The sequence below is a fragment of the Arthrobacter sp. FB24 genome (genome assembly GCF_000196235.1).
In the GTDB taxonomy this organism is placed as follows: domain Bacteria; phylum Actinomycetota; class Actinomycetes; order Actinomycetales; family Micrococcaceae; genus Arthrobacter.
In genome coordinates this window covers 1,084,219-1,106,229 of record NC_008541.1, presented here as the reverse complement: position 1 = coordinate 1,106,229, position 22,011 = coordinate 1,084,219, and the positions used below count along the sequence as shown (strand labels likewise).

Annotated in this window: 24 protein-coding genes and 2 pseudogenes; 19 read left to right on the top strand and 7 right to left on the bottom strand. The window is 64.1% G+C overall.

What is annotated here, in order from left to right; translation table 11 throughout:
• Positions 1-131: 131 nt before the first annotated feature.
• The 3 genes from ARTH_RS05200 to ARTH_RS05190 all read left to right on the top strand — a co-directional run bounded on the left by ARTH_RS05200 (position 132) and on the right by ARTH_RS05190 (position 3,523).
• Positions 132-434, top strand: a complete 303-nt coding sequence (locus ARTH_RS05200) for a YciI-like protein (RefSeq protein WP_011690890.1) — start codon at positions 132-134, stop codon at positions 432-434.
• 119 nt (positions 435-553) lie between these two features.
• On the top strand, positions 554-2,251 hold the full coding sequence (locus ARTH_RS05195; RefSeq protein ID WP_011690889.1) for an amidohydrolase: 1,698 nt from the start codon (positions 554-556) through the stop codon (positions 2,249-2,251).
• Between the two features lie 108 nt (positions 2,252-2,359).
• The gene (locus ARTH_RS05190; protein WP_011690888.1) at positions 2,360-3,523 is read left to right on the top strand and encodes an MFS transporter; all 1,164 of its coding nucleotides are present in this window, start codon (positions 2,360-2,362) and stop codon (positions 3,521-3,523) included.
• A gap of 86 nt (positions 3,524-3,609) precedes the next feature.
• On the opposite strand, the gene ARTH_RS05185 is transcribed toward ARTH_RS05190, so the two are convergent.
• On the bottom strand, positions 3,610-4,443 hold the full coding sequence (locus tag ARTH_RS05185) for a class I SAM-dependent methyltransferase (RefSeq protein WP_011690887.1): 834 nt from the start codon (positions 4,441-4,443) through the stop codon (positions 3,610-3,612).
• A gap of 9 nt (positions 4,444-4,452) precedes the next feature.
• Positions 4,453-4,905: pseudogene (locus ARTH_RS05180) on the bottom strand (zinc-binding dehydrogenase); the annotation flags it as partial.
• An 11-nt stretch (positions 4,906-4,916) separates the two neighbouring features.
• Here ARTH_RS05180 and ARTH_RS24390 point away from each other — a divergent pair.
• The 12 genes and pseudogenes from ARTH_RS24390 to ARTH_RS05130 all read left to right on the top strand — a co-directional run bounded on the left by ARTH_RS24390 (position 4,917) and on the right by ARTH_RS05130 (position 13,778).
• Positions 4,917-5,051 carry a hypothetical protein gene (locus ARTH_RS24390; RefSeq protein ID WP_269534768.1) on the top strand — a complete coding sequence of 45 codons (135 nt, stop codon included), beginning with the start codon at positions 4,917-4,919 and terminating at the stop codon, positions 5,049-5,051.
• Entirely contained in the window at positions 4,990-5,220 is a 231-nt protein-coding gene (locus ARTH_RS23450; RefSeq protein WP_332248813.1) for a 4-hydroxythreonine-4-phosphate dehydrogenase PdxA, read from the top strand. Before ARTH_RS24390 ends, ARTH_RS23450 begins: the two co-directional genes overlap by 62 nt.
• Positions 5,118-5,732, top strand: a pseudogene (locus ARTH_RS05175) (DeoR/GlpR family DNA-binding transcription regulator); the annotation flags it as partial. The gene ARTH_RS23450 and the pseudogene ARTH_RS05175, both read left to right, overlap by 103 nt.
• A 319-nt stretch (positions 5,733-6,051) precedes the next feature.
• Positions 6,052-7,689, top strand: coding sequence for an AAA family ATPase (locus ARTH_RS05170; RefSeq protein WP_011690884.1), 1,638 nt, complete (start codon positions 6,052-6,054; stop codon positions 7,687-7,689).
• Between the two features lie 4 nt (positions 7,690-7,693).
• The gene (locus ARTH_RS05165; protein ID WP_011690883.1) at positions 7,694-8,122 is read left to right on the top strand and encodes a hypothetical protein; all 429 of its coding nucleotides are present in this window, start codon (positions 7,694-7,696) and stop codon (positions 8,120-8,122) included.
• Positions 8,119-8,343, top strand: coding sequence for a DUF2997 domain-containing protein (locus tag ARTH_RS05160; RefSeq protein ID WP_156810623.1), 225 nt, complete (start codon positions 8,119-8,121; stop codon positions 8,341-8,343). The genes ARTH_RS05165 and ARTH_RS05160 overlap by 4 nt, the downstream gene beginning before the upstream one ends.
• Positions 8,340-9,101 (top strand): ComEA family DNA-binding protein, encoded by a 762-nt coding sequence (locus tag ARTH_RS05155; protein WP_011690882.1) that lies wholly within the window; start codon positions 8,340-8,342, stop codon positions 9,099-9,101. Before ARTH_RS05160 ends, ARTH_RS05155 begins: the two co-directional genes overlap by 4 nt.
• On the top strand, positions 9,098-9,721 hold the full coding sequence (locus ARTH_RS05150; protein WP_011690881.1) for a 4Fe-4S single cluster domain-containing protein: 624 nt from the start codon (positions 9,098-9,100) through the stop codon (positions 9,719-9,721). Before ARTH_RS05155 ends, ARTH_RS05150 begins: the two co-directional genes overlap by 4 nt.
• 51 nt (positions 9,722-9,772) lie before the next feature.
• Positions 9,773-10,147: a PH domain-containing protein gene (locus tag ARTH_RS05145; RefSeq protein WP_269534767.1), complete on the top strand. Its 375-nt coding sequence runs from the start codon at positions 9,773-9,775 to the stop codon at positions 10,145-10,147.
• Between the two features lie 1,567 nt (positions 10,148-11,714).
• Positions 11,715-12,146 carry a hypothetical protein gene (locus ARTH_RS24205; protein WP_232223589.1) on the top strand — a complete coding sequence of 144 codons (432 nt, stop codon included), beginning with the start codon at positions 11,715-11,717 and terminating at the stop codon, positions 12,144-12,146.
• 174 nt (positions 12,147-12,320) lie between these two features.
• Positions 12,321-12,896: an HNH endonuclease gene (locus tag ARTH_RS05135; RefSeq protein WP_011690877.1), complete on the top strand. Its 576-nt coding sequence runs from the start codon at positions 12,321-12,323 to the stop codon at positions 12,894-12,896.
• Between the two features lie 93 nt (positions 12,897-12,989).
• Complete coding sequence (locus ARTH_RS05130; RefSeq protein ID WP_011690876.1) at positions 12,990-13,778, top strand: GntR family transcriptional regulator; 789 nt, start codon at positions 12,990-12,992, stop codon at positions 13,776-13,778.
• A 140-nt stretch (positions 13,779-13,918) separates the two neighbouring features.
• On the opposite strand, the gene ARTH_RS05125 is transcribed toward ARTH_RS05130, so the two are convergent.
• From ARTH_RS05125 to ARTH_RS05115, 3 genes are all read right to left on the bottom strand, one after another.
• A complete protein-coding gene (locus ARTH_RS05125; RefSeq protein ID WP_156810622.1) occupies positions 13,919-14,692 on the bottom strand; it encodes a hypothetical protein in 774 nt (257 codons plus the stop codon).
• Between the two features lie 163 nt (positions 14,693-14,855).
• Positions 14,856-15,854: a nucleoside hydrolase gene (locus tag ARTH_RS05120; protein WP_011690874.1), complete on the bottom strand. Its 999-nt coding sequence runs from the start codon at positions 15,852-15,854 to the stop codon at positions 14,856-14,858.
• 53 nt (positions 15,855-15,907) lie between these two features.
• Complete coding sequence (locus tag ARTH_RS05115) at positions 15,908-17,329, bottom strand: MFS transporter (RefSeq protein ID WP_011690873.1); 1,422 nt, start codon at positions 17,327-17,329, stop codon at positions 15,908-15,910.
• Between the two features lie 143 nt (positions 17,330-17,472).
• Between ARTH_RS05115 and ARTH_RS05110 the strand changes: the two genes are divergently transcribed.
• From ARTH_RS05110 to ARTH_RS24455, 4 genes are all read left to right on the top strand, one after another.
• Positions 17,473-18,345 (top strand): ribokinase, encoded by an 873-nt coding sequence (locus ARTH_RS05110; protein WP_011690872.1) that lies wholly within the window; start codon positions 17,473-17,475, stop codon positions 18,343-18,345.
• Positions 18,342-18,836, top strand: coding sequence for a GNAT family N-acetyltransferase (locus ARTH_RS05105; RefSeq protein ID WP_011690871.1), 495 nt, complete (start codon positions 18,342-18,344; stop codon positions 18,834-18,836). The genes ARTH_RS05110 and ARTH_RS05105 overlap by 4 nt, the downstream gene beginning before the upstream one ends.
• A gap of 97 nt (positions 18,837-18,933) precedes the next feature.
• The gene (locus tag ARTH_RS24460) at positions 18,934-19,146 is read left to right on the top strand and encodes a hypothetical protein (RefSeq protein WP_332248811.1); all 213 of its coding nucleotides are present in this window, start codon (positions 18,934-18,936) and stop codon (positions 19,144-19,146) included.
• Between the two features lie 104 nt (positions 19,147-19,250).
• Positions 19,251-19,427, top strand: coding sequence for a hypothetical protein (locus ARTH_RS24455; protein WP_332248810.1), 177 nt, complete (start codon positions 19,251-19,253; stop codon positions 19,425-19,427).
• Positions 19,428-19,608: 181 nt separating this feature from the next.
• Here the strand turns inward: ARTH_RS24455 and ARTH_RS05095 are convergent, their stop codons facing one another.
• Both ARTH_RS05095 and ARTH_RS05090 read right to left on the bottom strand, forming a co-directional pair.
• A complete protein-coding gene (locus tag ARTH_RS05095) occupies positions 19,609-20,802 on the bottom strand; it encodes an ATP-dependent DNA helicase (protein ID WP_011690870.1) in 1,194 nt (397 codons plus the stop codon).
• Positions 20,803-21,356: 554 nt separating this feature from the next.
• Positions 21,357-21,695 (bottom strand): hypothetical protein, encoded by a 339-nt coding sequence (locus ARTH_RS05090; RefSeq protein ID WP_011690869.1) that lies wholly within the window; start codon positions 21,693-21,695, stop codon positions 21,357-21,359.
• Positions 21,696-22,011 lie beyond the last annotated feature (316 nt).

Here is a 22,011-nt window from a genome sequence, read left to right as displayed (position 1 = left end):
CGGCCCCGCCAGGCGCAGAAATTCCGGGACACGGAGGTCCGGGCCGGGGTGGTTGCCGTTTCCGGCTAAGTCCCGCTGGGTACGCTACTTCTACAACGAGCGAAAACCCTCACCGAAATGGACGGATTCCCATGCACGCCGTGCTCGAATACACCTACGCGGACGACTACCTTGAAACCCGCGGAAAATACCGTTCAGATCACCTCAAGGCGGGCTGGGAAGCCGTGGAACGGGGTGAGCTTCTGCTGGGCGGAGCCGTTGGTGACGGCCCCTTCACCGGGTTGCTGATCTTCACCGGCGAGAACGCACTCGAGGCCGCAAAGGCCTTTGCAGCCGCCGATCCCTACGTCACCGGCGGCGTGGTGAATTCATGGACCGCCCGCCCCTGGACAACGGTGCTAGGAGAAGAGGCGGCCGCGCCCGTTCGCCCCTGAGACCAGGCTGGGAGGCCTCCCGCCTGCCGGGATATGCAAAAGCCGTGCACGGAGAGTCAAGTAACCACTAGCGCGGCAATTTAGTGTTGTGATCCAAGGCACCTTTAGGGACTGGGATTATGGATAACACAGCTGACCTTCTTCTGATCAACGGCGTCATCGACACCCTGCACGATGAACGCCCCCGCGTCACGTCACTTGCCGTGAAGGCCGGGAAGGTCCACGCCGTCGGATCGTTGGCCGAGGCTGCGGCGGGACCGGGCACTGAGATCATCGACCTCGGCGGCGCCTACGTAATGCCCGGGCTGCTTGACGTCCACAACCACCACATGCTGGCAGGGCAGATGGACTTGTTTGAACTCAACGAGGTGCCCACCAAATCGCTCGATGACCTCCTTACCGCCGTCGCGGAGTATTCAGGGAGCCTGGGCCCCGACGAGTGGGTGGTCGGCGGTAGCTGGGGTTCCGGTCTCCTGGCCGAACTCAACTCCGTGGAAACGCTCGCCCGTTTTGATGCCGCAACCGGCGGACGGCCCGCGATCCTGAAAGACGACAGCAAGCACAACAGGTGGGTGAATTCACGGGGCCTGGAGCTGGCAGGGATCGGCAAGCACACTCCGGATCCCGAGGGTGGCCAGATTATGCGGGATGCTTCGGGGCGTGCCACCGGTGTCCTCATCGAGGCCGGAGGTGTCCTGGTAGAACAGACGCTGGCGCGGTTGCAGCCACGGTCCACCCAGGACCTCGCCCGGGCCGCAGCACGCGGCATCGACATTCTGCACTCCTACGGCGTTACGGGCTTCCAGGATGCGGCCTCCTCCCTCCAGTTGCTGCGGGCCCTGAAAGAGCTCGACGACTCCGGTGAACTCGCTGCCTGGGTGGTGACGTCCATGCAGGCCAATGATTTCATTTTCGGCACCGCGCCGCTGGGCGAGGGCATCATCGCCCACCGCGAGGAGTCGCGGTCGGAGCACCACCGGCCGGACTTCATCAAGATCTTCCTTGACGGGGTGCCTCCGGCAGGGACTGCGGCGTTCATCGAACCCTATTTGCCGGATGCCGGCTTCCCGGAGTGCCACTGCGGCGGCACCACCATGCCTGCGGCGGAGCTGGAGCGCTGGCTGATGGGCACGGCGGAGCGTGGTATTTCCGCCAAGATCCACTGCACGGGCGACGCGTCCGTCCGGGTAGTGCTCGACACCGTGGCCAAGGTCCGCGCAGCCGGACACACCACGCCGAAGTACCACATCGCCCACGGCCAGTTCGTCCAGGAACAGGACATCCCCCGGTTTGCCGAACTCGATGTCACCGCCGACATCTCCCCGTCGTTGTGGTTCCCGGGCGTCATCTCCGAAGCCATTGCCACGGTGCTACCGGCGGAAAGAGCGTCGAAGATGCAGCCCAACCGCTCCCTGCTGGACGCCGGGGCCCGAATCGCCGGCGGCTCGGACTGGCCGGTCAGCGTGTCGCCCAACGCGTGGGAAGGGATTTACGGCTTGGTAACCCGGCAGGATCCAACAGGAGAATTCCCTGGGACACTCTGGCCCGAACAGGCCATTTCACTCCCGGAAGCCATCCGGGTGTACACCACCAACTCGGCCCAGGCGATGGGCCTGGAAGACGTCATCGGCTCCCTGGCCCCGGGAAAGTCGGCGGATTTCATCGTCCTGAGTGCTAATCCGTACGAGATCGAAACCGAACAAATCGCGCACATCAAAACCCGCCAGACCTGGTTCGCGGGCCGCAAGGTCTTCGATGCAGGATCAGCGGACGCCACAGCGACTCCGGCCGAAGGACGCGCAACGCAGCGCACCTGACGGCTTCCGCATAACCCCCTGCTCCTTACGTGCCTTGCAGGGGCGCACCACCCCCATTTCCCGCCGACGGCGGCCTTCGCCGTTTCGTCCTGCCCGAAAGACAAAACCATGGCCACTACCGCACACGCTGCTCCGGCAGCCGTCTCCTCAGACAAGGGGACGTACACCTATATCGCTGTTTTCAGCGCAGTCCTTTACACCGTCCTGCTGATTGCCCCTGTCATCGCAGGCAAACTGATCGAGCAGTTCGGCCTGACCCCGGTCCAGGTGGGGACGCTCTTTTCCCTGGAGCTCGGCGCCTTCAGCCTGGCCACCGTACCGGCCTATCTTTGGCTCCGGCGGATGAATCTGAGGACGGCGAGCTATATCTTCACCGCGATCGTCATCGCCGGCAACGTGGTCTCCGGCTTTGTGGACGATTTCGGCCTGTTGATGATCGCCCGGGTGGTGACCAGCCTCGCGGCCGGCTCCATCACCGTGATCATCCTGACCCTTAGCGGCAAAACCGCCAACCCTAGCCGCGCCTTCGGTATATTCGTCGTTTTCCAGCTGGCCATGGGTGCTCTGATTCTGGCGGTCTTCCCCTCCCTGTTCGCGGGAGCGCCAGTTTCAGCGATCTACTGGACACTCGCCGGACTTGCAGTGCTGTGCCTCCTGGTGGTCAACCGCATCGACGGCGAAGTGCTGCGGACCGCCGCCGCACCCGTCCCAGGGCATGCTGCGAACCGCGTCCCGGTGTTCAAAGCAGCCGCGGGAATGGCCGCTGTGCTCCTTTTCTACATCGCTCTCAGCGGTGTCTGGTCGTTCATTGCCCAGATCTCGGCGGGCTCGGGAATCGACCTTTCCGCCAGCAGCCTTGTCCTTTCCCTCGCTACCGTTGGCGGCATCCTGTCCGCCCTTGTTGCCACCGCACTTGGTGAGACGCCGCGCCGGAAGCTCTACCTGGCAGCAGGTTACGCAGGCATGGCCCTCAGCATCGTGCTTCTTTTCGGTTCACCGGCCCTGATCCAATTCGCCGTCGCCGCCGTGATCTTCAAGTTCGCCTGGACCTTCATCCTGCCGTACCTGCTGTCCACGCTGTCCTCGCTTTCCAGCGGGGCACACCTGATGAACACCACCAACCTGATGATCGGCACCGGGTTCTCCATCGGTCCGATTGTCAGCGGGGCATTGATCCAGTCAGGCGGTGGTTCATTCACGGGCATGCTCGTCTTCGCCCTTGCCGGCGTGCTGGCGTCGTGCGCCCTCGTCCTGATGGCCCAGCGCCGCTAGTCCCCGAGGGGCGGGCCGACCATGCGAACCAGCCCGCCCCGGAGCGCCCTGGGGCAGTGCGTCGAGGGGCCCGCAATCAGGCCGACCTAACCCTTCGACAGCGTGAAGATCCCGTACCGCATCGCACCGGTGCGGTAGGCCAGGATCAGGCGGGGAATGCCCAGAAATGAGTTGCGGTTGCGTGCCCCAAGGGCCAGTCGGCGGATCTCGCTGTCGACGAGCAATGCCTTCACGAGCCGGCGAGCGCAGATTGGCCAGGTGCGGGCGACGCGGCGGCTGACATCCTCGTAGCCGGTGACCGTAAAGCCGGCCTGCCTTGCCATCTCCTCATAGTCCTCGCGCGTTCCCATCGAGGGCAGGCGCCCTTCGCGGCAGATCGGCTCGAGCAGGTGGCGGACTTTCCACCCGCTGGCGCCGGTCTCGGCGAGCCACGCGCAGATGACGAAGCGGCCGCCGGGCGCCAGCACGCGGTGCGCCTCGGCGAAGAACCTGGGCTTGTCCACCATGTGCTCGCTCGACTCGATGGCCCAGGCGGAATCGGCCGAGGCATCGGCCAGCCCGTTGTCGAGCCAGTCGCGGACCTGGATGTCCACGCCTGGTACGGGATGCGCGGCTGCATAGTTGGCCTGCTCGGCCGCAAGGGTGAAGCCGGTGACGCTGACCCTGCGTGTCATAGCGAGCCGCCGTGCGGTGGAGCCGTAGCCGCAGCCGATGTCGACGCACGCTTGGCCGGGCAGGAGGCCCAGCCTGTCGCCGACTGTGTCCACGAGCGTCTCGACGGCTTCGCCGGGTGTCTCGCGGCCCGTCGTCCACAGCCCGTGATGGACATGGTCGCCCCACACGAGACGGTATATGGGGTCGAGTTCGTCGTAGTGATCCGCGACCGCCGCGGCGTTCTGGGAAATTTCGGGGACGATCACGGCACGACCCTACATCGGCGCTCTACAGCGAAGGAAGAGGAAGGACGACGGCGCTGTGTCCTTGTGGTTGATCAGGGTGTCGAAGCCTTGCTCCACCAGGTCCTCCAGCGCGATCCTCCCGGTGATGAACGGCTCCAAATCCACCTTGCTCTCCTGCACCATCTTGATGACCGCGGGGTGGTCGCGGACGTAGGCGATGGTGCCGCGCAGGTCGATCTCCTTGAGCACAATCTTCTGCACGTCGATGGTGGCGGGCGCGCCCCCGATGGACACATTGACCACCACGGCGCCTGGCCGGACGGCGTCGAGCTTGGTGTCCAGCACCGCGTTCACGCCCACGCATTCGAACGCGACGTCGGCCCCGGTCCCGCCGGTGAGCTCGCGCACCCGTGCGGGGACGTCCTCCTTGAGCAGCCCAATGGGACCGGACCCGCCACAAGCAGCTGTGTCGCCCGCCTTCACACGTGGTGGCGATGTACCACGACCAGGGGCACGGCCCGGTAAAGGTGCTGGGCTTCGAGGCCCGTGAACATCACGGGCCTGCCGGTGGTCCGCACGTCCGTGGACCACGGCACCGCGTTCGACATCGCCGGCAAGGCGATCGCTGATTCCCGGTCCATGGTGGAGGCCCTGCACCAGGCCGCGGAGATGGCCGCCCGGCCGTCGGTCGCCGTGAGGCGATGGCGCTGGGCGGGCACCCGGAGGCGTATTTGCGGCAGCGCACCGGCGAGGCGTTTGAGCAGAAGCACGCCATCGCCCGCTGGGCGGCATCGGTGATCCGCCCCGGGGAGAACATCCTGCTGGACGCCTGCTCCACCGTGGGTGCCCTGGCCCACGAACTGCGCGGCATCGAAAAGCTGTCCGTGACGACGCCGGGCATCAACACCATGCAGGAGCTGGCCGATTCCGAGGGCATCGAGGTGGACTGCCTGGGCGGCCGGCTGCGGAGCCTGAGCCAAAGCTTCGTGGGGCCGCTGGCCGAAGCGGCCCTGGAGCGGATGAGCTTTGACCGCGTGTTCCTGGGCGCAGACGCCGTCACCGCCGAGGACGGCATCTGCGAGGCCGACCACGCCCAGACCCGGCTCAAGGAGCTGATGGCTAGGCGGGGGCGGGAGGTGTACGTGCTGGCGGACTCGTCGAAGCTTGGCCTGCGGCCGTTTCACGCGTGGGCACGCCTGGCGTGGCTGTGGACACTGGCGACGGACGACGGCGCAGATCCGGAGCAGGTGCGGAAGTTTAGGGATGCGGGGGTTGAGGTTGAGGTGGCTGAGGTATCGATCGACAGTTGAGCCTGTCGAAGCCCCTCAGTTGAGTCTGTCGAAGCCCGCGCATATCCAGAGACGCGCTTATTGCGGACTTCCGGATGCTGGTCGAAGTGACCACGCCGGTGCGACTTATTCGACGAAGCCGTCTTGCGAGATCCAGTACGGCGTGCCGTGGTTTATTCGCGGCTGAGCCTGCCGAAAACCTAGAGTGCTTGGACTTCCCGGGTCGCCTCCGAGCCGACGAAAGTAACAGCCCTGCATTCTTGTCCCTCTGTGCACTTCAAACGCCCTGATGCTGAGATAAGCTTCCCCAAGTTGCGACACAAGAACTCTGGGGGCAAAAGTGAATGCAAAGACGCCGTTGGTCTTCGGCGAGACTCTGGTCGAGCTCATCCGGGCGCGGCACCCGATCCTGCTGGTGGAGACACACGAGGGCAACCGGGTCATCGCCGCGGCAGAAGCTGTAGCGACGAGTCCGGATCTTCGGCGGTCCCGCCGCGTCGTCATGTATACAGTCTCCAAAGGCCTGCACGCCCCGGGCCAGTCCGGAAAGCCTACGGCCCCTGACGCTGCCCTGGCCGACGCGATCAAGGCACCGGAGCCCACTATTTTCGTGTTCTTCGACCTTCACCACTTCCTTGGGGCGCAGGGCCGGCCGGCCGAGCCGACGATGATCCGCGCGGTCCAGGATGCCGCCACGGCGTTCCGGACCGGAGACGTCCCCCACACCCTCATCATCGTCTCCCCCGGGCTGACGCTACCGGCCGATCTGGAGAAGGAAGTCACCGTCGTCGACCTTCCGCTGCCGACGGCCGGCGAAATCGAGGGCGTCCTGGACGAGATCGTCACAGCGAACGCCGCGTCGATCGTTGTGGATCTCAGCCCGGACGACCACCAGAGACTCATCCAAGCTGCTCAGGGTCTGACCTTGGGCGAGGCGGAGAATGCCTTCGCCCGCGCCATTGCCTCAGATCGCCGGCTGGACGCGTCTGATATCGCCTTGGTCCTTGACGAGAAGCGCCAAACCATCAGGAAGTCCGGGTTGCTGGAATTCATCTCCGCCGAAGGAACGATGAACGATGTTGGCGGTTTGGAAAACCTGAAGAAGTGGTTGAAGAAGCGCAACGGTTCTTGGCTGCCGGAGGCGCAGCGCTGGTCCATCCCCGCGCCGAAGGGCGTCCTAATCACCGGTATCCCCGGCTGCGGCAAGAGCCTGACGGCCACCTGCATGGCTACGCTGTGGGGACTGCCTCTGCTTCGGCTTGACGTCGGTCGTGTATTCTCCGGCTTGGTGGGCTCCAGTGAGCAAAACATGAGGGGTGCCCTAAAGCTGGCCGAGGCCGTGTCCCCTTCGATCCTGTGGATCGACGAAATTGAAAAGGGCTTCGGGTCGAGTGGCAGCGGAGACTCGGGCACCAGCCAGCGGGTCTTCGGGACCTTCCTGACGTGGATGCAGGAAAAGAAGAATCCGGTGTTCGTCATTGCCACAGCCAACAAGATTGATTCCCTGCCGCCGGAGTTCCTCCGCAAGGGCCGCTTTGATGAGATCTTCTTTGTCGACCTCCCGACGAAGGAAGAACGGGTTCACATCTGGCGCATCCAGCTCGAAAAACGGCTCACTGCAGCTTCAGCTGCCTCCGGCGATTTCGAGATCACCGCCAGTTCGCTGGGTTTCCTGGCTGAGCAGACCGAAGGCTTCTCCGGCGCAGAGATCGCCGAAGCTGCGGTCAGTGCATGCTTCGAGGCGTTCTCCGAACGTCGCCGGCTCAATGAAAAAGACCTGAGCAGGGCGATCTCCAACACGGTCCCGCTCTCTGTTACTCAGGCCGAACAGATCAACGCAGTTCGTGAATGGGCGTCCAAACGTGCCGTGGCGGCAACATCGACCAGCGCACGGGAGGACTACTCGACGAGCGGCACCGCCGCCACAGCCGACGTCAACTCATGGCGTGGTGGCCGGCAGATCGATTTCGGGGACTAGCCCCATGAGTCTCGAGCTGCTCCTGATCCCCGTGGGGATCGCCGCCGTTGCCGCCATCCGCGAAGCCCGTAGCACCGACTTGTGCGAAAAGTGCAAAACGACCCGCATCAAGGACGCCCAGCTCCTGCAGGACGCGCTCCGTGCCATGGGTGCAACCCAATTGAGCGTCGCCGAGGGACGCATCACCGGCAATAGCCCCTATGGAAGGATCACCTTCCAACGGATCGGCGAGGTCTTTCTGGGCCGGGTCGATAACGCGGCGGAGGAGGTCACCGGGAACATGCTCGCCTCCCTGGACATGAGCGTCGGTGCGCTGCTCCAACAGCGAACCGTGGACTCGCTGCACGCCCGCGCCGCGGAACTGGGCATGGTTCTCGTCTCACAGACAGCAGCCAACGGCGAAGTCCAACTCGTTTTCGAACAGGCGACATGATGCAGAAGAAGACTTTTACCATCACCGTTTCGGCATCCGGGTCCATAACCGCCGAGGCCCACGGCCCGGGACCGGGCTGCACAGATGACCTCGCCGCGATCCAGGCTTTGTTGCCGGACGCGGTGATCTCCGATTCCCGGTTAACCCCGGCCTACTACCAATCCGTCAACCAAGAGGTTGACACCCAACACCTACAGTACGAGGCGGACAGCGAACGATGACTCCGGAAGAAAAACTCTGTTCACGCACGTGGCGTCTCCGAAACAGCGCCGGACTCCTCTGGGGCATCCTTTCCTTCGGCCTGTTGACTGGCGTCGGCTTGCTCATTCGCGGAATAAAGGCCAAGAACAAGCTGTGGATCAGACTGGGCATCGGATTTCTGGTGCTCGGAGTCGGCCTCATGGTGGCGTCAGGTACATTCGACGGCGGCACGAAAGAAGCGCCCAAAACCTCTGTGGCGAGCACCATCTGGGGATGGATCTGGTTCACGACCTTTATCGGCGGACTCGTGGCGTCCTTCGTTACCAACAAGAAGTGGCTGATCTGGAAGGCCCACACCAGCGACGTCAAATGGTACGCCCAAGCCGGAGCATCGCAGCCGGCAGGAGGCCCGCCCCCGGCCCGCGGATATGACCCCAACGCCGCGGCCTCTGCTTTCGCATCCGCGGCGCCGATTGTGGCTCCGCAGGCTTCACCCAACCAGGCCCTCGACGTGAACACAGCCTCCAGCGGTGATCTCGTCACAGCGTTAGGCGTGGACCAGTCAACAGCCAACTGCATCATTGACGCGCGGCAGAGCGTAGGCTGGTTTACTTCCTTCGAGCAGCTCATGTCAAAGGCCCAGGTGCCGCCCCACCTGCTCATCCCCCACCGGTCAAAGCTCACCTTCGGCGCCCCGCAGCACAGCGCGCCAGCCCCCTCACCGGTGACGGCGCCGATGAACACTGGGACCCAATCAGCTCGCCGACTCGACCTTTGAACGACGGGCACCTTCAGGTCGCGCGCGTTCTGCATGGCACCACCGCAGAAGGTCCGGGTCTACGGAGCGCGGTCTGGTTTCAGGGCTGCAGCATCCAGTGCAAGGGCTGCATCAATCCGCACCTGTTCAATCCCCGTGGTGGGACACGGACGCCCATTGCGGAAATTGTCGATCAGGCCGTCGCTGCGGGAGTTGAAGGGCTCACGCTTATCGGCGGCGAGCCTTTCGATCAGCCCGCAAGCGGTGCCGCTTTGGCAAAGGCGGCACAAGAGCGGGGTCTAGGAGTCATCGCGTTCTCCGGCTACGAGTACGAATCCCTGCTGGGCAGGGACGATGTCACCAAGGCCTTCCTCGCAGCGACGGACCTGCTTGTCGATGGTCCCTACGAGGCCCGAAACCCCGAAACCCGCCGCGCGCTGGTGGGCTCCAGCAACCAACGCTTCATCCACCTCACCAAACGATACAAAGCCTACAAGCCCGAGGTCGTTACCAACCGGATTGATGTTCGGGTGCGTCCGAATGGCTCCATCGACGTCGCAGGCTTCCTCGACGCGGACGGTCTCAAGGATCTTCTGCAGACAACGGAAAGCAGTAGGGCGATTCGCGGGAGGCAGGCTTGATCAGGTCCAGCCCATCACTCACAGCAAGCCATACCAATCAAAGGAGCAGCCTTGGAGGCAGCAGCAGTGACCACATGGATGTTCGTCACCGAATGTCCGATCCCGAACGACGTCATGGAATTAATGGTCCCGGGCGAGCAACCAGTGGCCGCATATAAGACATTTCGCGATAGCGCCATCTTTACAACCAAGCGATTGATCGTCCGCGACGCCCAAGGAATCACCGGCAAGAAAGTGGAGGTGTATTCGCTGCCCTACTCTGCTATCAACATGTGGTCCTCGGAGAACGCCGGAACATTCGACATGGACGCTGAGCTTGAGCTATGGACGAGGGCTGGTCACATCAAAATTAAGGTGGGCAAGAAAGCGGACATACGTCGGTTGGATATGCTGATAGCCCATTCGGTGCTTGGTACCCAGCACTGACATAAGGCCGCCAGGGTTTTAGCGTTGTCGGAAGCCTGTCCGGCTAACGGCAGAGGCACACGCAGTACAAGTCCGACGCCGACCGCCGGCTGACGCGAAGGCTTCAATTGGGGACTTTCGGCTGCTACATTCAGCCCAACAGCGGTCACGCAGGAAGGCTGGAAAATGGGCTTCATTACGAGGCGGATCGTACCGCGCAAGGTCCGTCGACTGGCCCACCCCGTCCGAGCCGCTAAAAGGGCGGTGGTGCCCAAACCTGTGCGTAGAGCCTTAGGGACAACGCGAAACGTAACGCATCCTGTCAGCGCCCTCGGCTACTCCGCAGAGAGGGCAGTCTTCGGCCCACACTCGAAAAGTCAACGGGCGCGGACGCCTGCCTCCAGCTACGGAATTTGCGGAGTGCGCCATCGATCAATGGCAACCGCAGCTAAGTGCAGAAAATGCCGCAGGGTTGGTTACTCACCCGCCGGCGGAACGTCACCCGGAAAAGGAATTCTATGGTTGGTGGTGCTTATTGTGCTTGGCGCAATTTTTGCGTCGGGCCCTGTTGGCGTCACGTTTGGGGCGATGATCATTGCGTCGGGGCTTCTGTGGCTAGTCCTGCCGCGCCGCAAAGGACCTCCCCATTCTGGTTGACCCTAATCTGGGTGCAGCATCCGGCGCCAACGCCATTTTCATGACGAGTATGGATCTCATGGGGCTGCAATGCCATTCCATTGGTGCGGCAACGCCGTTGATTCGTCAGAGGTCCGGAGAGGCCCGCCCCCGAAACTCTGCGCCAGGCATTTCATATTGACCGCCCGTTATGTCAGACAACGCGCGGTCGTTCGTGAAGTCACCAAACACGCCCCTTTGTGTCTGGCCATAAGGATGCTCAGCAGTTTGACCGTGACGTTTATGGAACGTGCACATAGTTGTTCCCGCGAATGCGGGGGCTATCGGATGATTGCCTTGCACGCCTGAACTTACCCGGCGAGGACGCTTGTACATGCTTTGCTTGGAGGTAAAAGAGGGCCCGATCTAGTCCCTCCCCCCGTCATTTGGGGGTTAGCGGATGGTAAGTATCCGCGGGCATGTTCTCGCAAGCAACGATGCGGCATGGCCCATTCTCTCGAAACAAAAATAGTTGCGCTCTTGACCGATTCTGTAATCCCAGTTTGCATTTATAATGCAAGATTCGGTGTTAGGCTCAGCGAGCAATTCGCATCTACACCAGATTTTGGGGGCACAAATGGACACATTCTTTCGCCGCAATGAAGCGCGAAAGCCGGTCAATAGCGGCGCTGACAAGCGCTTCCGGACCTTGCCGGGCTCATGGATTACTCACAAGCGAGTAGGTGGTGCCGCTGCAGCTGTCGTCCTAGTCGTGTCAGCCACGGCATGCGGGGGACAATCGGCCGCCTCATCCACAACGCCCCTTGCCAGCGAGTCCGCATCTCCGAGTGCCACTCCGACACCCACACCAACTGCGCCGGCATCCTCCGGCTGCGTCACGGAAAACGCGACTGAAAAATACGCGCCAAAGGTCTTCATCTGCACAAAGAGCGACGCCGGAAAGTTGCTTTGGATGGAGCAGTCAGAATCAAAACGCGTAACTGACACGCGGGCGGCAGCGGCAGCGGCGAAGGTGGCTGCTGAGAAGGCAGCTGCGGACAAGGCAGCACAAGAAGCTGCGGCTAAGGCGGCCCAGGAGCAGGCCGCTGCGGAAACGGCCCGTCAACAGGCTGCGGCCGCGGAGACGGCGCGCCAGCAGCAGGCTGCCGCCGCGGCAGCTGCGGCAGCAGCAGCGAAAGCCCAGGTGCCTGTGCAGCCTGCCGCCCCTGCGGCTCCGTCCGGATGCGATCCAAACTATGCAGGGGGATGCGTGCCCATTGCATCAGACGTAGATTGCGCAGGTGGGAGCGGCAACGGTCCCGCATACGTACGCGGACCTGTCACCGTCGTCGGATCCGACATCTATGGTCTCGACAATGATCGGGACGGCGTGGGTTGCGAGTAGTGACCTGCTAGTCCATCGGAAGCAGGTCCGTCGCCTATGGCTTCCCAATGCCGTAGGCGACGGACCTGAATAACATCCGCCTGGGAAGTTTGCGCCTTCCCCAACCGCGTTGGGGGCTCTGTCATACGGGCCGCAACGATGCCCGGGTGCAGTGGTGAGTCTTAAGGGGAAGACATGCTGGAACTGAAACGCATCTACTGGAGCCGCCAGGTTCTGCGATTGACGTACGCCGCTGTGATCGTGTGGTTGGGCCTTTCCGTTGTAATGGCGCTCATGCCTAAGACCAACGGAGCGGCCGGGCCGGTGGCCTCGTCAGCCGGCGAGGTACTCCGCGGAATGTTCGACGACGTCCTGGCAGCGGTCATGGCACCGGGCGCTTTTGTTGTCGTCCTGACGATTACAGCGGCCATCATTGGCGCGCGCGACGTCCGGCGCCGCGATCCGGTCCGTCGCTTCACGCGCCCACAGCGCCGCGATGGCATGGCACGTGCTGAGGGCCAGTGTGAGATGGAAGTGGGGCTCCGCCGGCGTTGTTCCCGGCCCGCCGAGCACGGCGACCATTTCTATCCCTGGTCCAAAGGCGGTTCCACGAGCCTGCAGAATTTCGTCGCCGCCTGCGCAAGGTGCAACCGCGCGAAGAGCGCCAGGATCCCCTCGCCCGGCCAACAGGAAAGAATGGAACGACGACGGCGGGACTACGTCAAGCACGAAGCTACCGTCAGCGTCGGTGAACGGCAACCGCTCCCCTAGCCGGCCGTCGCCACCAACAAGCCAGCTTGTCCAACAAACAAGTCACACGTGTCGTACGCTGGAATTCCCGAAGACCACTAAGCGAGGAATAACGTGCACGAGGACGCCGCTAGGTTCCTGTCCCAGCCGGTGGAGGCCCAGCCCGGCTCGCCTCTCCGCGTTGCCGTGTACTCCCGGATCGCCGAAGCCATCCGCAACAGCCTGCTGACGCCCGGCTCCATGCTCCCCACCGAAACGGAGCTCGGCGCGGACATGAAGGTCAGCCGCACTGTGGTCCGCGAAGCCCTCATGCTGCTCGAAGAGGACGGCCTCATCCGGGCCCGCCGCGGCGTCGGTCGGTTCGTCGCCGACACCCTCCCCCGCATCGGCATCGAACGCATCCGCCCGTTCGAGGAAGTCCTCGCCGGCCCCGGACAGCACATCGAAATCAAACGCATCCAACGCCAGCGGCAGCCCGCCTCCGAATTCGTCGCCCCCGGTGTGGGCGTGGAGCCCGGCGCCGACTGCTGGTTCTGGGAGTCTGTCCTGGTCCGCGACGGCGAAGCCATCGCCCACCTGCAGGAAAACATCTCCGCCCTACCGGTGAGCCCGGGCAGCAGTTCCGCTGCCGCCGCGCCGCTGGAAATCGACGACGACGGCGGCAGCAGCCTGCTTGCCACCCTCAACAAACGCTTCGGCAAGATCCTCGGGCCCGGCGAGTGCCAGATCAGCCTGAGCCAGGTGGGTCCAAGCAGGGCCAAGCTGCTGGATCTGCGGGCACCGGATCCCGTCCTGGTGCTGACGCAGTACGTCAGGCATGCGAACCGGCCCTTTTACCTGGCCAAGTGCCTCATCGCGGCACGCGCCGGGCACCTCTCGGTGATGCAGTCCTTGCAGTCCTAATCGCTACAGGCCTGTGCGCCCGCTTCCGCGAAGGCGTCGTTCGAGATTCAGGACGAGGTGCTCGGGGCTGGTGCCGCGGGGCGAACGTGGCAGATGTCGCTCAGCTCTTGGCAAGTGCATCGCGCGGACGAGTTGCTCAGTCACAGGGGTGGGTGGCGAGGGTGTTTTGCACAGGTGGCGGAAGGGCACTCAAAATTCGCCAGGTCGACGCGCCATTGCCACCAGCTATACAACTGGCCGCGGACCGGGCGGTCTGCTCGGTACTGCTGCTGCCTGACCCCATTGAACGCAGCCAGCATTCGCGAAGCTGTGAACCCCCTGATGACTTCCCATGCAAGAAAGCCGAGGCTTATCCAACCGACTCCAAGAAATTGAGCCGCGGCGCCCCCTGGATGGGTCCACCACTGATAGGCATTTACCGCCCACTGCATTCTCGACTGGTCTGGCACGACAATGGCGATGATCAAACCAGACCCAATGCTCGTGACAATTCCGGCGAGGAGTTTCCAGTGTTGCTTGAACACGGTCTTTCCCATAGGGTGAAGCCGCCGGGCCCGGCCAAAGGCGCGGCCCAGTACCCATCCGGCATGGCCCAGAGCCAGCGTGACAGCAATCCCGTAGAGAAGAGCCGTAAGGCTCAGTCGCGCAATTTCCGGGCCAGCCGACACCTGGGCCAAAGCGACGCTGACAACACCAATCAACAAAGAGATAACTATGGGGATCCCCAAGTCCCGCCATCGGCGGACTTTCTCCTGCGGGACCTCAACGAAAATTAAGATGCCTCGTTTAGGGGCATGGCATGCGGCAGATGTATATACCTCGTCTTGCAGCTGGCTGCCCCCGACGGAGGCATACTCCTTTTTGTCGCTAATTTTCCATTTTGAGGCCCCGTTGTTGTCAGTGGAAACAACCACGACACCTTTCCGCCCAAACCATTTGCGCATCATTTCTTACCGCCCCCAATTCAATGTCTCTCATCCTAAGTTCTCGCTCTTTCGTACGACAATTTGCGCTCTCTATGCCGCAGGGTTACGGGTAATAATCTGACCAGGGGGCCCAATCGGCCATTACGCCGGCTCAGGCGACCCCCGCGAGTGTCGCCGTCGTGCTTTCAGGGAACGACTGCAGCAACTCCACCAGGTGCGGCGCGAAGTCGCCGTCGAGCTCCAGCACCACGCGGCAGCGTGCGCCGGGCTGTTCCGGGTAGTCCATGTACCGGCCGCGGAGCTCGCAGATGGTCTGGCCGCGGCCGGGACCGTCGGTGGTGTCGACGGCGACCGTCACCACCGGGGCCACCGCCGCGCTGACGCCGCCCACCGCGAGGGCCGCGGCGAGGGGATCGTGCATGGCGGAGCAGGCCCGCCCGAAGATGCCCTCATAGAAGCGGAAGTAGTAGCCCAGCATGCCGCCGAGGGCCTGCGGGACCGGGTGGTCTGCCGCGAGCAGTTCCTGCCGGTGGCTCTCCTCGAGCACGTTGGACATGGTGACGTCCAGCGGCACCAGGGTCACGTCCCAGTCGGCGGCGAGCACGTCTGCGGCGGCTTCGGGGTCGTTGGCGATGTTGGCCTCGGCCACGCGGGTGATGTTCCCGGGCGCGAACGCGGCGCCGCCCATGATGGTGATGTTGTGCACCAGCCGGGGCAGTTCGGGGTCCAGGCGCAGCGCTTCGGCGATGTTGGTGAGCGGCCCGACGGCCAGGATCCGCAACTGGCCGGGGTGTTCGTGGGCAAGCCGGACCAGCATCTCGGCGGCCGTTCCGGGCACCACTTCGGCCTCGGCGGTCGCAAGCGCGACTTCCCCGATTCCGTTGGCGCCGTGGACGTGCGGGGCGCCGCCGTGGAAGGAACCAACAAGCGGATCGTGGGCGCCGAGTGCGACGGGGATGTGGGCGTGCCCGGCGAGCTGGAGCAGGTCCAGGGTGTTCCGGGCGCCGACGGCGGCACTGACGTTGCCGCTGACGGTGCCGATCCCCCGTACGTCCGCCTGCGGCGAGGCGAGCAGGTAGGCCAGGGCGAGGGCGTCGTCGATCCCGGTGTCGCAGTCGAGGTAGAACGGGTGGCTGATGGGCGTGGTCATGCTGGGTTTCTCGTTTCGTTAGTGCTGGACGTGCTGATGGACGGTGTAAGGGGTTAGAGCTTTTCGCCCTTGGGAGCCGCGACAAAGAGGCTGACGACGAAGGCCGCCGCGGTGATCGCAACAGAGATCCAGAGGGCGGTGGTGTAGCCGGCCGTCGTGGCCTGGGCGGCGAACGGCGCCACGAGCACGACGCCGAGGCTCGCGCCGATGCCGAAGGAGGCGCCGTTGATGCCGGGCAGCGCCGCGGGCGCCTCCTTGGGTGAGAGCAGGACGGAGAGTCCGTTGATGGCGGTGAGGAAGAGGCCGTTGTAGAAGACGCCGAGGGCGGCGACGGCGATCAGGACGGCCACCTGGTTGTCGGAGAACGTGGCCGCGGCGACGGCGCAGGCGAGGCTGAGCCCGGTTCCGGCACGGAGGGTCTTGATCCAGCCGCGGCGGTCAGCGAGCCAGCCGGCGAGGGGCGCGGCGAAGACGCCGATCAGCGCGGCGGGCGTCAGGAACAGCAGCGCCGAAACGGAGGCACTGAGTCCGAAGCCGTGGTGCGTGTCCTGGCTAAGCAGCACGACGGTGAAGTTGATGATGGCGAAGATGCCGGCGAGGGTCAGGACGGTGGTGGCGATGACAGGCCAGACCTGGCGGGAGCGCAGGTGGTGGACGGCGATGAGCGGGTTGGTGCGCTTCTTCTCGATCATCCAGAAGGCGGCGAAGGACACGACGGTGCCGGCCAGGAGGGCCAGGGTGCTGGGCGCGGTCCAGCCTGCGGCCGAGCCGCCGGAGACGAAGTAGGTGATGAAGACCAGGAACACGGACAGGGATCCGGCGCCCCACCAGTCCATGGCGCCGCGGACGCCCTGCGGACGCCCCTTCGGAACGGTTTTGAGGATGCAGCCGGCGGCGATGGCCGTCAGGACGAGAACGACGACGAAGATGGACCGGAAGCCGAGGGTTTCGGCCATGAGGCCGCCAAAGTAGCCGTCCACGCCGCCGACCCCGCCGTTGATGGCGGCGATGATGCCCACGGAGGTGCCGAAGACGCGGGCCTGCAGGTTTTCGCTGAGCACGATGTAGGCGAGCGCGAAGACCGCGCTGGAGACTCCCTGGAGGAACCTGCCGGCGATGAGGATGGGCAGCGTGGGGGCGGCGATGCAGAGGATGGTGCCCGCGCCCATGATCCCCAGGACCAGGAGCAGGGCGGTGCGGCGGCCGATGAAGTCGCTCCAGCGTCCGATGACGGGCCCGGCAATGGCGCCGGCGAGGAAGAACATGGACTGGACGGGGGCTGCGCTGTCGGCACTCAGGCCGAAGGAGGCCGCGATCTGCGGCAGCGCCGGGGTGACCATGCTGGCGTTGAGCTGGAAGGACAGCACGCCGAGCAGCAGCGTGGAGATCAGCATGGCCGCGCGGCGGCCGCCGATTTTTGGCTCCTCCCCGGCGAGGTCCGGCGGCGAAGCGGTGACTGAAGTTGGGGTGTTCACATCAAACTCCTTTGTTCTGCAGGGGCGGTTCCTGCCCTTGGGATGCGAGTTGTTATACAACCATGTATGACGCACAAGTACAACCGTGGCGTACACTATTTCCTTATCCAGCCGCCTTTGGCTTCACCCGATAAGGACATTCCATGAGCACTCGACTTCCTGCCGTCACCGTCGTCGGCAGCATCAACCTCGACATCATCGCGACCACGGACAGGATTCCCTCCCCAGGTGAGACCGTCGGCGGCGGCGCTCTGACCCATCAGCCGGGCGGCAAGGGAGCCAACCAGGCGGTGGCCGCTGCCCGTCTGGGCGTCAGCTCGAGGATGATCGGGGCCGTGGGCGATGACGCCTCCGGCCGCCTGATGCTGGAGTCCCTTTCCGGCGCGGGAGTGGACACCACTGATGTGGCGGTGCTCGACGGCGACGCGACGGGCACCGCGCTGATCGTGGTGGACCGCGACGGCGAGAACCAGATTGTGGTCTGCCCGGGGGCGAACGCTGCGTTTTCGCTGGAGGGTGTGGAGTTCGGGCCGGACGAGACGGTGCTGTGCCAGCTCGAAGTGGGCCTGCCCGTGGTATTGGAAGCCGCCCGGCGTTCCGCCGGTTTCTTCGTCCTGAACGCCGCGCCGGCGATGGACCTGCCGGCGGAGCTGCTGGACCGGTGCGACCTGGTGATCGTCAACGAGACCGAGTACCAGCTGATTCCGGCGCTTGCTTCCGCGAAACTCGTGGCGGTGACGTACGGAAAGGACGGGGCGGCGATGTTCGAGCGCGGTCTGCGGGTGGCCGAGGCGCCTGCCTCCGTGGTGACGGTGGCGAACACGATTGGTGCGGGTGACGCCTTCTGCGCGGCTTTGGTGCTGGCTCTCGAGGCGGGGCTCAACTACTCCACGGCGCTGGCCGTGGCCAATGCCGTGGGGGCGGATGCTGTGGGCGATCCCTCTTCGCAGCCGGCGCTGGCGCCGCTGGGCGAGTACGTTGCCCGGGTGGCTGAAGCCGGGGTTGCTGCGCGGTGAACCTGGTTTTTAGGCAGGCAACGTCCGCCGATTATTCAGAGGTCCGGAGAATCACGCCGGAGGCGTATCTCCATGCCGGGCATTTCACGGCCGACCATCCGTACATGAGCGTGCTGGTGAACGTGGAACACCGGGCGGAGCATGCCGAGGTGTGGGTGGCCGAAGCCTCAGGCGCTGTGGTCGCGGCCGTGACGCTGACCTTCGCTGGCCAGCCGTACAGCGAGATCGCGGTGGAAAATGAGCTCGAGTTCCGGATGCTGGCGGTCGATCCGGCGGTTCAGGGCGGCGGGATTGGGCGGACCGTTGTTCGCCAGGTCATGGAACATGCCCAGTCCCTGCCGGGCATCAGTGCAATCAGCATTACGAGTGCGACGTTCATGGAACGGGCCCACGGCCTTTACGAATCCCTCGGCTTCAAGCGCGCTCCCGCCCGGGACTGGTATGTGCCGGGCGAGGATGTACTTCTCTGGGTGTTCCGGCAGGAGCTGTAAGGTCGACGCTCTCGGTTGAGCTATCGTTACGATCTCCTGACCCATCGAACTGCCACTTCGCCGTCCCGACCGGCCGGCCCGGACCTACGGCGCTGCAATGGTCCTGAGCGCGCACACTGAAGTGTTGCTGCGGCGGCGCACCAGCGAGGCGTTCGAGCAGGAGCACGCCATCGCCCGCTTGGCGGCGTCCGTGATCCGGCCCGGGGAGAACATCCTGCTTGATGCCGGCTGCACCGTGGGTGCCCTGGCCCACGAGCTGCGGGGCCCTGAGAAGCTGTTCGTGACGACGCCGGGCGTCAACGCCAAGTAAGAGCTGGCCGATTCGGAGGGCATCGAGGTGGACTGCCTGGTCGGCCGGCTGGGGAGCCTGAGCCAAGGTTCGTGGGCCCGCTGGCCGAGGCGGCCCCGGAGCGTATGAGCTTTGACCGCGTGTTCCTGAGCGCCGACGCCGTCACCGCCGCCGCCGAGATCTGCGAGGCCGCCCACACGCAGACCCGGCTCAAGGAGCACGCGGACTGGCGCGGCAGGGAGGTGTACGTGCAGGACTCATCGAAGCTCGGTCTGCGGCCGTCCATGCCTGGGCCCGGCTAGCGGCGCCCTGGACTTTAGTAGCCGACGACGGCGCGGACCCCGGGCAGGTGCAGAAGTTCCGGGATGCGGGGGTCGAGGTTGAGGTGGCGGCCCTTGTCCACTGAGGAAAGACCCCGAATTTGGAGGAAGGTCCCTAAGACTCTTCGCTTTGGATGCCTCATATTGCGTTCTTGAACATAATCTAAAAAAGCCCGTGCTGCGCTGGCAATGGGGGCAATTGGCGTGTGTTGTGAGTGAGCTGGCATCCCGCGCCCGCCTGGAAGAGCGAGTCCTTGGTATCCACTCGGATGCCTCGGACCAGCACGGACCCGACCGGTTCGATGGATTCAATTGCCGTGGTCGTTCGTTTGGCCGGATTGACCCGATCCTGTTTGCGCGGAAGGCGAAAACATTCGGTGATGTTCCGAGGAATAAAGTGAATCCTCCAAGTTCCACCGTCCCGGGACTGAGCATGGGCGGCGAAGGTCCTCATGGGCTTTTCTCCCAGTGACCGCAGAAGTCTGATGACATCGTTGACCAGTCGTTCGCGCCCGCAAAAGCCAACCCCGCGCCCGCTCGCCCAGCCGTCCGAGTCGAGCAGGCCCTGCAGCAGGGCCGTCCGCTGCGAGATCGACCCCTCCAGGTACTCTTCGGGGATGTGCTTGTTGCGAAAGCAGGCGAGCTTGCGAAGCGCCCGTGCGTCGGTTCCGCCCATGTCAGCACCAAAGCCAACCTTGGACGAAAAAGACATGCGGGTGCAATTGCCCTTTTTTGCTCCGACTGGGTGGACTTCTACCCCGATGGCATCCATGTTGGCAGTGAAAACTTCCAGGTCTTCATCGCCGACCGTGATGTTGCAGGCTCCCGTACTGCCGTCGCCCAGCCAGTAACCGAGAAGGTAAGGTTCAACCGGAAGATCGCGGGTAGGCCCCTGCTGTGGCCCGGGGGTTAGTATGCTCCACCGCTTCGCGCTGTGGTCATACATCTGGCGCGTTGTCCAGACGCGGTTGTGCGATGCCGGCCAGCCCGTGGGCCGAGCCTGCCACAGGTTTCCGTCTGAGGCCACGAGCGAGGTTCCGTCCCGGAACGTAACACGATAGCAGTCCCGGTTGGTCTGTACGGGGAAAGCCTCGACAACGGTTACAGGTTCCCCAGTGGTGCCGTAGATCTTGTCCCCGGCCCCAAGCTTCCCCACGGTGGTCCAGCCCTTCGGTGCGGGGATGGGCGTGTCCAGGGCTAGGCCCTCACTGGCGGTGGCGGTGGTGACGAGCCCACCCTCTGCCGACCGGAACTCCCCACCCAGGGAGCGCATTTTCCCCTCTCGCCCTTCTGACATGTCCGCCCGATCCAATAGTGTGGGGAGTGGGTTATTTTGTGTTTCCAGTCTTAGGTCCATGTGCAGCCAGCTCCTTCTTGGTTAGTGCTGGGAGTTTATCCGTCACCACTGACACCGGTTCTCGTGAGTGCTCACACTTGGTCCCAACCATTGCCCTTACCGTGGTTGGCCCCATCAACCTAGCTGATCGCCTCTGCCGAGCGGCATCCGACGCGGGGGAAACCATGGGTAGCCCTGCGATGCCGAGAAGCCCGGCGGCATGACGCACGCGGGCAGTGAATGCTGGAAGTTCTGGCGGGGCTGGCATGGACACTTCGGACTTAGCTGTTCCGTCCGAGCATACGGAACTGCACTGGTTGTGGTGGACCGCGAGGACGAGAACCAGATCGTCGTGTGCCCGGGCTCAACTCGCACCTGTCGCTGGGCGCGGTAGGCACGGCCGGAGGAGGCCGTGCTGGTGCCACTTAGGCTTGGGTCTGTCCGTGGCGCTGGACAGGGGTGGAAGACGCCCGTCGTCGTTCTGGACGCGGCGCCGTCACCGCCTGCCCGCGGAGCTGCTGGAGTGCTGGCGCCGTGGTGATCGTCAACGAGAGCGAGGCCTTCTCCGGTGCCGGCTAGCCTCGAGGGGGGAACATGTTGGGGATGGCCTTTCCGCTTCCTTCAGGCATGCCGGTGACGTTGCAGAGGCTGCTCGCGCTGGCATAATACATCTGTGCTGAACCGAGGTCGGTGGCGGAATACCAGTGCGTGACGGGGACGATCATGGAGGCGAGGGTCGGGTCTTTGACCGCGTAGGTTACCGACTCCCCCGGCTGTAGGACGACGTATCCCCCGCTCGGAACACCCGGGGGCGGCGCCGCCCAATCGTAGTGGCCGTATTGTGCGATGGTGGCACTCTGCCCCTGGCTGTCCAGTCCGTCCAGGTCCGGAACGTCGCGCTGCGAAATCTTCACGGCCGCGGGTTCCGTTGTGAAGGGTGCCCCTCCCGACCACCGTCACTTCGTTGTAAAAGGTCGAATATGGCCATTCGAACGTGATCGAATTAAGGGCTGCGGTCACAGCTCCCGAGGGGCAGGTGTCCTGCGGGCGGGAAACGGGCGTACGGGGCGCGGTCGGGACCTGCGCCGGCTCCACGGTCTGGATCACTGCAGGCGCGTAGGCTGTGGGCTCAGGCACAGGCTGGCTGGGAGCATCTGTCGACGTCGGCGCTGGAACCGCGGGGGGTGTCCTGGGTGCGGCTGTAGGGCGAACCACCTGGAGGGACAAAAA

Coding starts and splice junctions, on each gene's coding strand:
- ARTH_RS05200 (WP_011690890.1), top strand. CDS start 132: ATGCACGCCGTGCTCGAATACACCTACGCGGACGACTACCTTGAAACC.
- ARTH_RS05195 (WP_011690889.1), top strand. CDS start 554: ATGGATAACACAGCTGACCTTCTTCTGATCAACGGCGTCATCGACACC.
- ARTH_RS05190 (WP_011690888.1), top strand. CDS start 2,360: ATGGCCACTACCGCACACGCTGCTCCGGCAGCCGTCTCCTCAGACAAG.
- ARTH_RS24390 (WP_269534768.1), top strand. CDS start 4,917: ATGTACCACGACCAGGGGCACGGCCCGGTAAAGGTGCTGGGCTTCGAG.
- ARTH_RS05165 (WP_011690883.1), top strand. CDS start 7,694: ATGAGTCTCGAGCTGCTCCTGATCCCCGTGGGGATCGCCGCCGTTGCC.
- ARTH_RS05160 (WP_156810623.1), top strand. CDS start 8,119: ATGATGCAGAAGAAGACTTTTACCATCACCGTTTCGGCATCCGGGTCC.
- ARTH_RS05155 (WP_011690882.1), top strand. CDS start 8,340: ATGACTCCGGAAGAAAAACTCTGTTCACGCACGTGGCGTCTCCGAAAC.
- ARTH_RS24205 (WP_232223589.1), top strand. CDS start 11,715: ATGGAGCAGTCAGAATCAAAACGCGTAACTGACACGCGGGCGGCAGCG.
- ARTH_RS05135 (WP_011690877.1), top strand. CDS start 12,321: ATGCTGGAACTGAAACGCATCTACTGGAGCCGCCAGGTTCTGCGATTG.
- ARTH_RS05120 (WP_011690874.1), bottom strand. CDS start 15,854: ATGACCACGCCCATCAGCCACCCGTTCTACCTCGACTGCGACACCGGG.
- ARTH_RS05110 (WP_011690872.1), top strand. CDS start 17,473: ATGAGCACTCGACTTCCTGCCGTCACCGTCGTCGGCAGCATCAACCTC.
- ARTH_RS24460 (WP_332248811.1), top strand. CDS start 18,934: ATGGTCCTGAGCGCGCACACTGAAGTGTTGCTGCGGCGGCGCACCAGC.
- ARTH_RS24455 (WP_332248810.1), top strand. CDS start 19,251: ATGAGCTTTGACCGCGTGTTCCTGAGCGCCGACGCCGTCACCGCCGCC.
- ARTH_RS05095 (WP_011690870.1), bottom strand. CDS start 20,802: ATGGACCTAAGACTGGAAACACAAAATAACCCACTCCCCACACTATTG.